Below are 14,760 nucleotides of genomic sequence, written 5' to 3' on the forward strand. Positions count from 1 at the left end.
AAGTGCGGGTTCGGATGGCGCGCGCAAAGGGGTGCGGCTTCACTGGCCTTCCGCTGGCGGGCCAAATACCTTCAGAAGGCGGGGATGGGGATGGCTTTGCCGCAGGGTGAAACCGGCTCGGAAGAGCCTGGGCCGGAACCCCGCTGGAAAGCCTGATACCGACCGGAGATCTCATGACCAGGATACGCGACTTCGGGATCATCCCGGGGATCATGCCCACGGGCCGGCGCAATGCCATCACCGATGTGCCGGGCCTGCGTGTAGGTCATGCGACCATCCGGGCGGGGGCCGTGAACACGGGCGTCACCGCCATCATCCCGCAACCGGGGAACCTCTTTCAGGACAAGCTGACTGCCGCCGTCGATGTCATCAACGGCTTCGGCAAAAGCGCGGGCCTGGTCCAGGTGGCTGAACTGGGCAGCCTTGAAACGCCCATCCTGCTGACGAACACCTTCGCCGTCGGCACCTGCAGCAACGCCCTGATCCGACATTCCCTCAGCCAGAACCCGGAGATCGGGCGCACGACCTCGACGGTCAATCCGGTTGTCTGCGAATGCAACGACGGCGTCCTTTCGGACATCCAGGCGATGGCGGTCACGGAAGCCGACGCCTTGCGGGCTATCGAGGCGGCAGGCGAGGAGGTCGCCGAAGGATCGGTCGGCGCAGGGACCGGCATGGTCGCCTTCGGCTTCAAGGGCGGGATCGGCACCGCCTCTCGCAGGATCGTGTTGCAGGACAGGGACCATGTCCTGGGCGCGCTGGTTCTGGCCAACTTCGGCCGGGCCGGGGACCTGGTGCTGCCCGACGGGCGCAGGCCCGACCCGCGCCTGCCACCCGAGGCCGAGAAGGGCTCGATCATCGTGGTCCTGGCCACCGACCTTCCGGTGGATCAGCGGCAACTGACGCGCATCTGCCGCCGGGCAGGGGCCGGGATCGCGCGCACGGGGGCGTTCTACGGTCACGGCAGCGGCGACATCGTCCTGGGCTTCACGACGCGCAACCGCATCGCGCATCGGCCGACAAGCGAGGTTTCCCTGATCGAACGCATGTCCGACAATCGCATCGACGACGCCTTCCGGGCAGCCTGCGAGGCGACCGAGGAGGCCATCCTGAACGCGACATGTGCTGCGATCGCCGTGACCGGGCCGGACGCAGCAACGCGTCCGCTGCTTTCAGACTGGCTGCGAAGGTCTCGGTAGGCAGCAGGCAAAGCTTCGTCCGCAGAACTCGGCGGCTTCATCCCGGACGCCCGGCACCTCCGCCGGACCGGGGATGCCGGGCAGGAGGGGCACCCCGCAACCCCGATCCTTCCCTCAGGCGGACCTGCGCATCCCCGACGTCCGAACGCAGACGCTGCCGCCGGTCCGCTTCTTCACGACCAAGACGGCGCTTGTGGCTGCGCTCAGGTCTGCCCGGCCCGGTCAAGGGGCCGGGCGCTGCTGCCGACAGGATAGGGACGGCAGCAGCCGGCCCCATGGTCGTCAGGCGCTGCCGATGCGGCCGCCGCCCTGACGGGTGATCGCGACAACCGCCGGGCGGACCGGCATCGCCTCGTCGAAGTCGGGCCAGCGGGTCGAAAGGTCCTCGTAGAAGGACGGCCGGCCATGGCCGTCCCAGTCCTCGCCGCCGTCGCCCGGATGCTGGACCGCGACGAAGAAGGTCGTCATGTCCGCGGTCGGGCAGGGGCCGCAAAGCTCGGCCCCCACCGGGACACGGTAGAACAGGCGCGAGGTGCCGCGCGCCTCGCCTTCGGTGTCCACGGCCCACAGCCCGTCGGTGCGCCCCGTGTCCGAGGGCGAGTTGCCGTCGGTCGAGACCCACAGCCGCCCCTCGGCATCCACGGCGGCGTTGTCGGGCATGCCGAACCAGCCGTTAGCGGTCGTTTCGGTCGAGAAGGTCGCGCCCACCTCGGCCACCGAGGGGTCGCCGCACTGAAGCAGGATCTCCCACCGGCCGGTGGTGGCGGTGAAGTCCTGACCATCCTCGATGATCTCGATGATATGGCCGAAGGCGTTCTTGGCACGGGGATTGGCGGCGTCCGCTTCTTCGCGCTTGGTGTTGTTGGTCAGCATCACATAGGCGCGGCCCGCGGCGGGGTTCGGCTGGATGTCCTCGGGGCGGTCCATGGGCGTCGCTTCCAGCAGGTCGGCGGCGCGGCGCGTTTCGATCAGCACGTCGGCCTGCGAGTCAAAGCCGTTCGCGGCGGTCAGCGGGCCCTGGCCGTGGATCAGCGGCAGCCACTCCATCGAGCCGTCCTCGTCGAAGCGCGCGACATACAGCGTGCCCTCGTCCAGCAGGTCCATGTTGGCGGCGCGGTCGTCAGGATTGAACCGGCCCGCCGTCACGAACTTGTAGACATAATCGAAACGCTCGTCGTCGCCGAGGTAGAAGACGACGCGGCCGTCCTTCGCCACGACGCTTTCCGCGCCCTCGTGCTTGAAGCGGCCCAGTGCCGTGCGCTTCTTCGGGACCGAGTTCGGGTCCATGACATCCACCTCGACGATCCAGCCGAAGCGGTTGGGCTCGTTCGGCTGCTTCGAGACGTCGAAGCGGTCGTGGAACCGGCCCCAGGCATAGGTGGATCCGGGGATTCCCAGGCGCTCGTAGTTGGCGGCTTCCTTGTGACCCGCCGGAAGCTCGCCCATGAAGTAGCCGTAGATATTCTCCTCGGCCATGATGTAGGTGCCCCAGGGCGTGATGCCCCCCGCGCAGTTGTTGATGGTGCCCAGCACCCTCGTGCCCGTCGGGTCGTCGGGCGTCTGCATCCGGGCATGGCCTGCGGCGGGGCCGCGGATCTCCATGGGGGTGTCGGCGGTGATGCGGCGGTTCATGGGGCCGTCCAGCACGACTTCCCACTTCCCGGCGGCGTTCCTGCGGATCTCGACCACGGTGCCGCCATGGGCCGCCATCTCGATGTCCACGCGCGGGCCGTCGGCGTCCTTGACGGTGACCTCGCCGTCCTTGACCGTGACGATGCCGGGGAACATCAGGTGTTCGTTGGTGTATTCGTGGTTGACGCACAGCAGGCCGCGGTCGGTCGCGCCCTCCAGCGGCACGAAGCCCACGAAGTCGTTGTTGTAGCCGAACTGGCGGCGCTGGGCCTCGGCTGTCTGGGCCGTGGGGTCGAACTCGGGCGAATCCGCGAACAGCCTGTCGCCCCAGCGCAGCAGGACGTCGGCGTCATAACCCTCGGCCACGTGGTGATCGGCGTCCACGCCCGCCTCGACCTCGGGGAAGCTGAAGGCCGATCCGCCCTGCGCCCTGGCTTCGGACGCGGCCATCATGGCCAGGGGGCTGACGGTTGCGGCAATGGCCGCCGTCGCCATCGAGCCCTTCAGGAAGCCGCGCCGGGAAAAGCGGGCCGCGATGATCTCTCCCATCGTGCGGTTCGCGGTCGGGTTGGTGCCCGGCCCGTCGGCTTGCTCAAGCCGCGTCGAGCGGAAGGGGGTCTGGGTCTGGTCCGTCATCGCTGTCTCCTGCGTGAGCGCCGGTCGGCGCGCTCCGTGGCCTTGTGCGGTTCTCCGCCTGCCGTGGGCTTAGGAGGAGATCGTGAAGGTCACGTGACAGACCGGGTGCGTCCGAGGTTTCCGCCTTTCGCGCGATGAGGCGTCCGGTCCGGCTAGCCGCCGCCCACGGCCCTGAACTCCACGCGCGCCGAGCGGCCCTTTGCATCGACAACCGTCAGCGCGGAAAAACCGCGGGACGCGGGCAGTTCCGCCACCGGTTCGGCCTGCCGGATCGCCACGGGCGCGCCGTTCAGCAGCCAGTTGTAGGGCGGGGTGCCGCCCTTCGCCCGCACGACCAGCGCGGGGGAGGTCAGTTCGACCTCGGCGCCATCGGGGGGAAACTGGATCGTCAGCGGCTCGGGCGCGCGCGGGGCCGGACCGGGGGGCGGCAGTTCCCCTGCCGGGGCGAAGCGGCGCAGGGGGCGGGGCAGGACGGCGTTCGGGACCGTCAGCGCGGCCTCGGGCGGGGGTGGCAGGGGGACGGTGCGGGGACCCAGCGCGTCGAACAGGTCGAACAGGACCGGTGCGGCATAGTCGCCGCCAAAGGCGCCCGGCACGGGCGTTCCGTCCGGGCGGCCCATCCAGACGCCCGCGACGAAGCGTCCGTCGAAGCCGACCGCCAGCGCGTCGCGGTGGCCGTAGCTTGTGCCGGTCTTGTAGGCCACGCGCCCCGCCGCGCGTCCCTGCGGCGGCAGGATGCCCGAAAGCACGTTGGCCACCTGCCAGGCCGCGACCGGGCCGAAGGCGGGCGCGCCCGGCGGCTCGGCCGTGCAGGGCCGGTCGTGCAGCCGCACAGGCCTGCCCCCGCGGGCAAGCGTCGCATAGCCCTCGACCAGATCGGCAAGGCTCACGCCCGCGCCCCCCAGCACCACGGCCAGCCCCGGCGCATCGCCTTGCAGCGACAGATCCATCCCCGCGCGGCGGAAGGCCGCCATGAGGCGCGCAGGCCCCAGCGCCTCGGCCACCCGCACCACCGGCAGGTTCAGCGATTCCACCAGCGCCTGCCGGATCGTCACCGTGCCCCGGAACCGGTTGTCGAAGTTCTGCGGCTGCCAGCGGCCGAAGGCGGCGGGGCGGTCCTCGATCAGCGTCTCGGGGTGGATCAGCCCCTCGTCGAAGCCCAGCGCATAGACGAAGGGCTTCAGCGTCGATCCCGGCGAGCGCAGCGCCCGCGTCATGTCCACGAAGCCGCCCGACGCGCTGTCGGCAAATTGCGCCGTGCCGACCTGCGCCAGGATGTCCCCGCTGCGGTGATCGGCCAGCAGGATCGCGGCCGACACCTGCTCGGCCTGGCCCGCGACCGCCCGGGCGGCCAGCCGCTCGGCGGCGGCCTGCAGACGGGCGTCGATGGTCGTCTCAATCCGCGGCGCGCCCGGGTTTTCGCGGCGCAGCCGGTCGGCCAGCAGCGCGGCATGGGCGGGGAAGGGGCGGCGGCGATCGGGCAGGAGCGTGGCGCGGGCGGTTCCGGCGGCCTCGGCGTCGATGATCCCCAGGGTCAGCGCCCGGTCGATCACGCGGTCCCGCGCGGCCCTTGCCGCGGCCCGCGCCTGTGGCAGATCGGGGCGGCGAGTCTCGGGCGACTGCGGCAGGGCCACCAGCAGGGCGGATTCGGCGGGGGTCAGGCGGCGCGGTTCCTTGCCGAACCACATCAGGCTCGCCGCGCGCACCCCCTCGGTGTTGCCGCCATAGGGCGCGAGCCGAAGATACAGGTCGAGGATGCGGTCCTTTCCCAAGCGCCGTTCCAGCGCCAGCGCGACCCGCGCCTGCCGCAGCTTGGCGCGCCAGTCCCCCGTCGCCCCACGCTCCAGCAGCCGCGCCGTCTGCATCGACAGGGTCGAGGCGCCGGACACGATGCGGCCGTGCGTGACCGCCTGCCACGCGGCGCGCAGGATGGCGCGGCGGTCCACGCCGTCATGGGTGCGGAAGCGCCGGTCCTCCCACCCGACGAGCATCGACAGGAAGCGCGGGTCCACCCCTTCCTGCGGGGGCGAAAGCCGCCACAGCCCGTCGCCCACCGGAAAGGCCCGCAGCAGCGTGCCGTCGCGGGCGAGAACCTCGGTCCCGACCGGCACGGACAGCGGCGGCAACTCGGTCGCGTCGATCCAGCGGTCCCAGGCGGTGCGCGCCCGGTCCCCGCCGTGGGCTGCCAGTCCCAGCGCGACGGCCAGCGCGATCAGGCGGCGGCCGAGGCGGCGCTCGGCCTCAGGGCGTGACGAGGGTGCGGCCACTGTCGGTCCAGCCCCGGCGTTCCGGGCGGTACATGTCGGCCACGGTCGCCGCCGGATGGGCGAAGTCCCCCGCCGTCACCGCCCGCAGACGATAGGCCAGCCGGATCGGCTCGTCGTCCTGGGTGGTCAGGGCGGCGGCGAAGCGGTCCTGCCGGAACTCGGTCATGTCGGCCCACTCGGTCACCTCCAACCAGTCGAGACCATCCAGGTCGCCCTGCGTCAGCAGGTTCGGGTTGTCGATCTCGAAGCCTGCGGGCAGCGGGTCGGTGACGATCAGCCTTCCCCCGCTGGCGTCGAAGGGCCGGACCTCGACCACCGCCACAAGCCTTGTGCCGCGCGCCACCTGCGCCGGGTCCGCCGGCTGGCCCTCGGGCGTGTAGTAGCTGCGGCTGATCGAGAAGGCCGTGCCGCCCGCAGGCTCGGCCTGGACCGGGACGGCCGTGGCGCTGACCGTGACCGCCAGCGGCGCGTTGCCGGTGTTGGCCAGCGTCGTCGCCGGAACCGCGCCCGCGTCGCCCAGGTCAGCCGAGGGTGAGGCGAGGAGCGCGCCGTTCAGCGCCAGCCCTTCGCCCGTCCCGCTCAGCGCCTGCGCGGCCAGCACGATCCAGGCGGCCTCCTGCGTGGAAAGCCGACCCTGGGCCGCCTCGATTCCCGCCGAGATGGCGGCCACGGCGCCCTCGCGGTCGACGGCCTGGCTGCCGGCCTCGGCGGCCAGCGCCAGCATTCCGGCGCGGTCGCGCAGCAGCGTGCCATAGTCCGGGCGGAAGCCCTGCGTCGGCTCGCGCCCTTCGTCCGACAGCGCCTGCGCGCGGCGGAACATGGCGTCGGCGCGCGTCTGGTCGCCAAGCGCCGCCAGCGCCGCGCCCAGTTGGGCGGCGGCAAGGGGCGTCGCGAAATGCCCGGCGCCCGTGTCGGCGTAATAGCGCAGGTCGCTGACCACCGCCGCGCGTTCACGCGCCAGCACATAGGCGGCATAGGCCGTGGCCGCGTTCTCGGTCGCATCCGCAAATTGCGGGTCGCTGGCCGCGTTCAGCCCGTTCTGCAGCGCCGACAGTGCGTTGCGGAAGGCGGTGTCCGGCACGGCATGGCCCGCCGCGCGGGCACGCGACAGGAAGTCGGTGACATAGGCATCCAGCCAGCGGTCGCCCGCTTCCGCCGTCCACAGCCCGAAGCCGCCTTCGGGCGCCTGTCGGGTCAGGATCTGGGCAATGGCCTCGTCGACCGCCTTCGCGTCGTCCGGCCGGGACGGCGCCCCTTCGGGCGCAAGGCTTGCCGCGTAAAGCAGCGGCATCGCCGCCGAGGCGAGCTGTTCGCTGCAGCCATAGGGCCATGCACCCAACTGGGCGATGGCGGCGGGCACGTCCAGCGCGGCGAAGGCGCCGGTAGACAGCATCACCCTCCCGGTGCCGGGACGGAAGGCGCCCAGCGGGGACAGGTCCAGCGGCATCTGCTGGCCCGGCGCAAGCGTCAGGCGCAGGGCGCGCGTCACGGGCGGGTCCAGCCGCTCGACCGGAAGGGACAGGTCCTTGGTCACCGTCCGGCCATCCGGCAGCGTGGCCGACAGCCGCAGTTGCGACAGCCCCTGCGTATCGGGCGCGCTCAGCACCAGCGGCAGGTCGGCGCTCTGCCCCTCGGCCAGCACGGCTTCGAGCGCAAGCTCGGCCGTCAGGGCGACCTCGGCGGTGTTCTGCACCGCCAGCCCGACCGGACCCGCAGGGCCGGCGGCATGGGTCAGCCGCACCTGCGCCTCGGCCCGGTCGCCGGGGGCAAGGAAGGCGGGCACGGTCGCCGTCACCACCACCGGGTCGCGCACCAGCATCGCCGTGTCGGTCTGGCCCACCGCGCCCTCGGTCCAAGCGACGGCCATCACCCGCACCTCGCCGTTGAAGTCGGGCAGCGGGACCTCGACCGTGGCGCGGCCCCCGGCGTCCAGTTCCAGCGGCCCCGAGAACCAGGCCATCAGCTTCTCGGTCGGCGGCGGCGCCTGCGTCTGCATGGACCCCGCGTCCCCCCCGCTGCGCAGCGCCCCTTCGGCGGCGCCCGAGGGCAGGATCAGCCGCCCGTAAAGGTCGCGCAGCCCGACGCCCAGCCGGCGCTGGCCGAAGTAGTGGCCGGTCGCCGAGGGCGGCTTGTAGCCGGTCAGGTTCAGGATGCCCTGGTCCACCGCCCAGATCGTCGCGTGGACGGTCTGGCCCGGCTGCGCGCCGGTCACCGCCAGCGTCACCTGCGCCGCCCCGCGCGGGTCGGCCTCCGCCGGGGCGGTCAGGGTCGCGGCCAGCACCCGCTGCCCCGGATCGACGGCGGCGGGGGCGATGCCCAGCGCCCGGATCGGCGCATGGCCCGCGTCCTGCGACAAGGGCCGGATGGCGCTGGCGGCGACATAGACGCCCGCGTCCCAGTCGTCGGTGACGGGCAGCGCGACCTCGTTCCGGCCCGCCGTGACCGGGACCGGTTGCAGCGAGATCAGCCGGTTCGACATGACCGAGACCAGCGCCACGCCGTCGGCCGCGGCCTCGATGGACAGACGCGCAGTCTCGCCGGGGCGATAGGCGGGCTTGTCCAGTGTCACCCGCAGCCGGTCGGGCGTGTCGCTGCCCGCGCCCGCCGCCCCCCAGCCCGCGTCGAAGGGGATCGAGCTTTCCGCGCCGTCGGGCGTCCGCAGCACCAGTTCATAGCTGCCCCAGTCCACCGGCACCGACAGCGCCGCAGGCCCTTCAGCGGTGGTGGAGAGGGTGCCCGAGCCCACGCGGCTGCGGCGGGTCACCGGCTCCCAGCTCCAGTCGCCGCCGATGGCGAACCACTGGTAGTCGGTCTGGACGCGGTTCAGCGTCCATTCCAGATCGGCGGCGACCGGCGAGAGGTCGGACCCGAGCGCCACGACGCGGAAGCCCGCCGCGCTGCCCTCGGCCACGCTGCCGCCCTCGAAGTCGGGACGGATGCCCAGCGCCGTGCGGCCGGGGGCGAGCACGCGCGTCACGCGCCGTTCCACCGGGCGGCCCGCGCCTTCGCGCACCGACAGCGAGAGCGTCGCGTCCCACGGGCGCGCCGCCGCCTCGATTCCCGGCGGCAGGTCGATGCGGGCGGCGAAATGGCCCGCCGCGTCGGTGCGTCCGGCGGGCATCGCCACCACATCGGGCTCGCTGGTGTCGTCATGACGGCCGAAGACATAACCCTCCCAGCCCGGCAGGCTGCGGGCGGGGGAGAGGCGCAACTCGCCCTCGACCGGCAGGTCGGCCGCAGGCGCGCCGAACAGCCAGCGGGCGTCGAAGGCAGCCTGAACCGGCTGGCCGGCGGGCAGGGCGCCCTCGGGCAGGGTCAGGTCGAAGTCGATGCGCTCGGGGCGGAAGTCCTCGACCAGCAGGCGGGCCGAGGCAAGTGCCGGGCCGTCTTCCTCGACGCGCAGGTCGATGCGCCAGGCGCCGCGCGGGGCGCTGGCGGGGATGGGGAAGTCCAGCACGTGGCCGCCCGCACCCGCAGGTTGCGGCGTCAGCCGGGCGTGTTCCACGCCGTCGGGGCGGATCACGCGGGCCTGCACCGGCAGCCCGTCAAGGGCCTGCGCGCGGCCGTCGCGGGCAAGGATCGTCGCATGGGCGGTTTCCCCGGCGCGGTAGGCGCCGCGGTCCAGCGCCACGAAGAGGTCGATCGGCGGCGCGGGCGGCGCGCCCTCGACGCCCCGGTCAGACAGGTCGAACTCGGGGTCGATCAGCGACAGGAAGGCGAGGTCGGCGATCCGCTCGCCCTCGCGCCGGGTGGCGGTGACGATGCCGGGCGCGGCCGCGCCGCTGCCGCGCACCAGCCCCGCGTCGAAGCGGGCGATGCCCTCGGCATCGGTGACCGCCGTTCCCAGCACCGCGTTCCCGCGCGAAACGAGCTGCACCTCGACCCCCGCGCGCGCGGCGGCGTCCCCCAGGCCGCGCACGGCCACGGCCAGCCCGTCGCTGCCCTGCCATGTCGTGAGCCCGAGGTCCGAGATCATGAACCACTGCGAGGCGCGGGGGCTGCGGTCGGTGGACTGCCCCGGCACGGTGGCGTTCAGCACGTAGACGCCGGGATCGAGCACCAGCCCCGCCTGCCGCAGGTCGATGCGGGATGCGACCTCCTCGTTCACCGGCCGGGCGCCGCCGCCCACGGGCGCGGCCACGTCCATCTGGCCCTGCCAGACCTCGGTGCCCAGGCCATCCTCGAAGCGGCCCGCCTTCCAGTCGTCCAGCGGCGTGGCGAACAGGTTCTCGCGCAGCGCCTGCACGATGTTGCGGTCGGACATGCGGTAAAGCGTCAGGTCCACGCTGTCCGTGTTCACCGTGGTCAGCGTCAGCCCCTGGTCGCCCGTCGCGGGCAGCACATAGGCCCGCCCGGCAAAGCGGGCGAGCGGCGCGCGGTCGCGGACATATTGCGACTGCTCGACCGTGCGGCGCAGCGTCTCGCCCTCGTCCGAGGGCAGGCCCGCGCGCAGGGCAAAGCGCAGCACCTCGCCGCGCGGGGCGCCGGTGATGCAAAGGTCATAGCCCTCGGCCTCGACCGCCAGCGCGGGGTCGGGAAGCTGGACAAAGGGACGCAGGTCGATCTCGCGTGCCAAGGGCTCCGAGAAGCTGGCGCAGACGCGCGGTTCCGGCCCGTCCGTGTCGGCGCGGCTGCCGGTCACGCGGAAGCCGTGGCGCTCCTCATAGCCCTCGCGCTCGGCGGCGAGATCCGGGTTTCCGGGCTCGGCCCCGGCGGCGGTGCGGATCGCGCGCAGGGCCTCGCGGCCGCGCCCTTCCTCCTCGGCCAGCCGCGCCCAGAGCCGCAGCATCCCCGTGCCCGCGCCCGGATCGCGCAGCCAGGCGTTCAGCGCGGCCAGCGCGGCGGATCGGCGCAATTCGTCGTCGCGCTGGCCGCCCTGCGGGCCTGCCGCCTCGTCCATGGCGGCGGCGAGCGCGGCCCAGTCCCCGGCCGCGTCCGTCAGGGCGGCGGCCGCCCCCAGCCAGCGGATGCGGGTCTCGGGATCGGGGGCCGAAGCCGCCTGCGCCCGCAGCCCCGCCGCGTCGCTGCCGTCACCGGGATAAAGCGCCGAAAGCCGCGCCGCCTGGTCCGCAAGCTGCCGCCGGTCCTCGGGGCCGATCCAGTCGGCTTGGGCCAGCCGCTCGGTCGCCCGGTCCAGCACGGCAGGGTCGCCCGGCACCACCACGCCCGACTGCGCGCCCGCGAAGGGCTGGGCGTCGCCCGGCTGCGACTTGAGGAAACAGGCGCGGGAACGGGCGTTCCAGGTCAGCGCCGCGCAGCTGTCATTGGCAAGGCAGGCCTGCACGCAGGCGTCCTGCCCGATCTGGCGGATCATGGACAGGTCGTTGCCCGGCAGGTCGGTGTCGGGTCGCAGCACGACGCGGGCAGGGGGCACCACATCCTGCGGCGGAACCTGCGCCCCGGCGGGCCAGGCCATCATCGCAAGCCCCAGCGCCGCCGCAGTCCGAAACCAGCCCCGGTCCTTCACTCGCGCCATGATCGCCCTCCGTGTGCCGCCGTTTCCGCCGGTCCACGCTGCCACAGTTTGGGGCGGGCGGACAGTCGCGCTGTCGCGCAAACCTTTCCCTATGCCGGGCGCCTGCCGCGTCGCGGCCCGGGTCAGCCGCGCCGGAAGACCGAGCCGAAGAAGCCGTCGATGCGGCTGTGCCTTGCCTCGAACAGGGTGATCCGGCCCAGGGGCGGCCAGGACAGGCGCAGCACGGCGGCCCGCCGCACGCGCCGCGCCTCGCGTTCCACCAGGAACTGGATGTCGTCGATCTCCTCGCCGCGCCGGAGATAGAACCATTCGGTGCCGCGCGGCGAGGGGCGGCGGCGGAACAGGCGCCAGCCGCCCCGCATCCGGGCCAGAAGCCGCTGTTCAAGCGCATAGGCATGGGGCATGGTGACCGAGCAGACGATCCTCAGCTTGCCGTCGCCCGGGCGCTGCAGCTCGCGCCGGCGTTCCAGCGTGGGACGGCTGGTGAAGCCCAGCTTGAACAGCCGCGGATCGTTGTCCGGCTGCATCAGATAGACGGTGCCTGTGGGTGCCCGGAAATCGAACCAGCCGATCCTTGTCGAACGGCTGGCCCCGTTCTTGCTTTGTTTCTTCATTGTTAACGCTGGCTACGCCTGCGGCGAGGCGGACGCAAGGGCCGTGGCGTCCCATCGGCCGGATGGCGCTTGCCAGCGGGGCCGCGATGGCCTATGGGCGCACCCTTGGCCCGAAGAACCTTGGGCGGCGGGCCGTGGCAGCCCGTCCGCGAAGGACATGGCGCCACTCACCGGGTGCGCCGCATCCCCTTCTGGTAAGTATCAATGACAGATCTCGATCTCGCCGCGCCTTTGGCCGCGGCTCTGGCCGCCAAGGGCTATGACAGCCTCACCTCCGTCCAGCAGGCCGTGCTGGCCCCCGAGGCCGCGGGGCGCGACATCCTGGTGTCGGCGCAGACCGGCTCGGGCAAGACCGTGGCCTTCGGGCTGGCGATGTCCGGCGACATCCTGGACGGCGACCGCCTGCCCGAGATCCCGCTGCCGCAGGCCCTGGCCATCGCCCCCACGCGCGAACTGGCGCTGCAGGTCGCGCGCGAGCTGGGCTGGCTTTACGCCGGCGCGGGCGCGCAGATCGCGACCTGCGTGGGCGGCATGGACTATCGCACGGAACGCCGGGCGCTGGCGCGGGGCGCGCAGATCGTGGTGGGCACGCCGGGGCGCCTGCGCGACCATCTGGAACGCGGCAGCCTGGACCTGTCGTCGCTGCGCGCCTGCGTGCTGGACGAGGCCGACGAGATGCTGGACCTCGGCTTCCGCGATGATCTCGAGTTCATCCTGCAATCCGCGCCCGCCGAGCGCCGCACGCTGATGTTCTCGGCCACCGTGCCGCCCGCCATCGCCAAGCTGGCGACCGAGTTCCAGAAGGACGCCCTGCGGATCGTGGCTCAGGGCGAGGCGCGCCAGCACGGCGACATCGCCTATCGCGCGGTCAGCGTGACGGGTCGGGACCGCGAGAACGCGATCTTCAACCTGCTGCGCTTCTACGAGGCGCAGACGGCCATCGTCTTCTGCAAGACGCGGGCCAACGTGAACCACCTGCTCGCCCGCATGGGCAACCGCGGCTTCAAGGCCGTGGCACTGTCGGGCGAGCTGAGCCAGGCCGAGCGCACCCATGCGCTGCAGGCGCTGCGGGACGGGCGCGCGCGCGTCTGCATCGCGACCGACGTCGCCGCGCGCGGCATCGACCTGCCGGGGCTGGAACTGGTGATCCACGCCGACCTGCCGACGAACTCGGAAACGCTGCTGCACCGTTCGGGCCGGACGGGGCGGGCGGGGGCCAAGGGCGTGTCGGCGCTGGTCGTGACCTCGGCCGACTACAAGAAGGCGCAGCGGCTGTTGCAGGGCGCCAAGGTCGAGGCCGAATGGGGCCCCGCGCCTTCCGCCGACGACGTGCGCGCCCGCGACGACGCGCGGGTGCTGGAACATCCGGTGCTGACCGCCGAGACCGGCGACGAGGCGGCCACCGCCGCGCTGCTGCTGGAACGCTTCGGGGCCGAAGGGGTCGCCGCGGCTTTCGTGCGGCTGTGGCGCGAGGGGCGTCCCGTCCCCGAGGAACTGGCCGACACACCCGCCGCGCCCGAAGCCCGGCAAGCGCCGCGAGAGCGGGGCGATTTCAGCGATGCCGTCTGGTTCGCGCTGTCCGTGGGCCATACGGGGCGGGCCGAGGCGCGCTGGCTTCTGCCCAAGATCTGCGAGGCGGGCGGGATCACCCGCGACGCCATCGGCGCGATCCGGGTGCGCCAGGACGAGACCTTCGTCCAGATCGCGACCGCCTCGGCGGGCCGCTTCGGCCCCGAGGTCGAGCTTGAGCCGGGCCTGTCCATGCGCCGCCTGCCCGGCGAGCCGAACCTGGAACGTCCCGAACAGGGCGCCGAGCGTGGCCGACCCTTCCGCGGCGGGCCCAAGCCCGCAGGGCGTCCCGCCGCCGGAAAGCCGGCGCGGGCGCGTCGCAGCGCCGGGATGGATGAACAGGACGGCTTCGCCGATCGCGGCACGTCCGGCGCGCGCACGGCCGAGGCTGGCGGCAGGAAGCCCAAGCCTGCGGGGAAAACCGCCTCGGCCCCGTGGGACGGCGCCCCGCGCGAGCCCCGCGCCCCCCGGACCGGGAATGCACCGGGCAAGGCCCCGGCGGGCGCGCCCCGCGCCAAGTTCAAGCCCAAGGGCGCGGCCGGATCGCACAAGCCCGCGAAACCGGGCAAGCGCTGACGCGCGGGCCGGTCCGGCCCCGGGACTTCCAGACGCCTTAAGGGGCGGCAAGGCACCGGCCTTGCCGCCCTTTCACATTCGGCGCCCCATATTGCCGATAGGCGGGACCTGTCCGCGCGGCTATCGTCCTTGCCCAGGCACCATCAACAGCACAGGGGAGGAAACGCCATGAGCAAGCGCGCCGTCGTGGTCATCGACATCCAGAACGACTATTTTCCGGACGGGAAATACGAGCTTGTCGGCATCGAACAGGCCGCCGCCAACGCCGCCCGCGTGATCGAGACCGCGCGCGGGCAGGGCGACCGCGTCATCCACGTCCGGCACATCTTCCCCAGCCAGGACGCGCCCTTCTTCACGCCGGACTCCGAGGGCAGCGAGATCAACCCGGTCGTGGCCCCCAGGGCAGGCGAACCCGTTGTCGTGAAGAACGCGCCCAACCCGTTTCTGAAGACCGACCTCAAGAAGATCCTCGACGACGGCGGGATCGAGGAGGTCGTGGTCGTCGGCGCCATGAGCCACATGTGCATCGACGCGACCGCCCGTGCCGCCAGCGACTACGGCTACAAGACGACGGTGGTGCAGGACGCCTGCGCGACGCGCGACCTTGAATATGGCGGCACGACCGTGCCCGCCGCCTCGGTCCATGCGGCGATGATGTCGGCCCTCGGCTTCGCCTATGCGACGGTCACGGACACCGACAGCTACGTCCGGCAGGCCGCGCCCGGGGCCGCCGGATAAGGGCGCCGTCCCGCGCCCTCGCCGGGACCGCGCGGCTTCCCCCGGACCGCGCG

General features: G+C 72.8%; 7 protein-coding genes. 3 read left to right on the top strand and 4 right to left on the bottom strand.

The features are described from left to right. Positions 1 to 173: 173 nt before the first annotated feature. Positions 174 to 1,199, top strand: a complete 1,026-nt coding sequence (locus CK240_RS04250) for a DmpA family aminopeptidase (RefSeq protein ID WP_095639076.1) — start codon at positions 174 to 176, stop codon at positions 1,197 to 1,199. Positions 1,200 to 1,481: 282 nt separating this feature from the next. On the opposite strand, the gene CK240_RS04255 is transcribed toward CK240_RS04250, so the two are convergent. The 4 genes from CK240_RS04255 to CK240_RS04270 form a co-directional block, all read right to left on the bottom strand. Continuing rightward, complete coding sequence (locus CK240_RS04255; protein ID WP_095639077.1) at positions 1,482 to 3,467, bottom strand: PhoX family protein; 1,986 nt, start codon at positions 3,465 to 3,467, stop codon at positions 1,482 to 1,484. A 152-nt stretch (positions 3,468 to 3,619) separates the two neighbouring features. Further along, a complete protein-coding gene (gene pbpC, locus CK240_RS04260) occupies positions 3,620 to 5,734 on the bottom strand; it encodes a penicillin-binding protein 1C (protein ID WP_420818602.1) in 2,115 nt (704 codons plus the stop codon). Further along, positions 5,709 to 11,210 (bottom strand): alpha-2-macroglobulin family protein, encoded by a 5,502-nt coding sequence (locus CK240_RS04265; RefSeq protein ID WP_095639078.1) that lies wholly within the window; start codon positions 11,208 to 11,210, stop codon positions 5,709 to 5,711. Before CK240_RS04265 ends, pbpC begins: the two co-directional genes overlap by 26 nt. Before the next feature lie 122 nt (positions 11,211 to 11,332). Beyond that, positions 11,333 to 11,824, bottom strand: a complete 492-nt coding sequence (locus CK240_RS04270; RefSeq protein ID WP_095639079.1) for a GIY-YIG nuclease family protein — start codon at positions 11,822 to 11,824, stop codon at positions 11,333 to 11,335. Positions 11,825 to 12,028: 204 nt separating this feature from the next. Here CK240_RS04270 and CK240_RS04275 point away from each other — a divergent pair, with 204 nt between their 5' ends. Further along, positions 12,029 to 13,969, top strand: a complete 1,941-nt coding sequence (locus tag CK240_RS04275) for a DEAD/DEAH box helicase (RefSeq protein WP_095639080.1) — start codon at positions 12,029 to 12,031, stop codon at positions 13,967 to 13,969. A gap of 168 nt (positions 13,970 to 14,137) precedes the next feature. After that, on the top strand, positions 14,138 to 14,707 hold the full coding sequence (locus tag CK240_RS04280) for a cysteine hydrolase family protein (protein WP_095639081.1): 570 nt from the start codon (positions 14,138 to 14,140) through the stop codon (positions 14,705 to 14,707). The last annotated feature ends 53 nt before the right edge of the window (positions 14,708 to 14,760 follow it).

Origin of the sequence: Paracoccus salipaludis (assembly GCF_002287065.1) — a bacterium.
In the GTDB taxonomy this organism is placed as follows: Bacteria; Pseudomonadota; Alphaproteobacteria; order Rhodobacterales; family Rhodobacteraceae; genus Paracoccus; species Paracoccus salipaludis.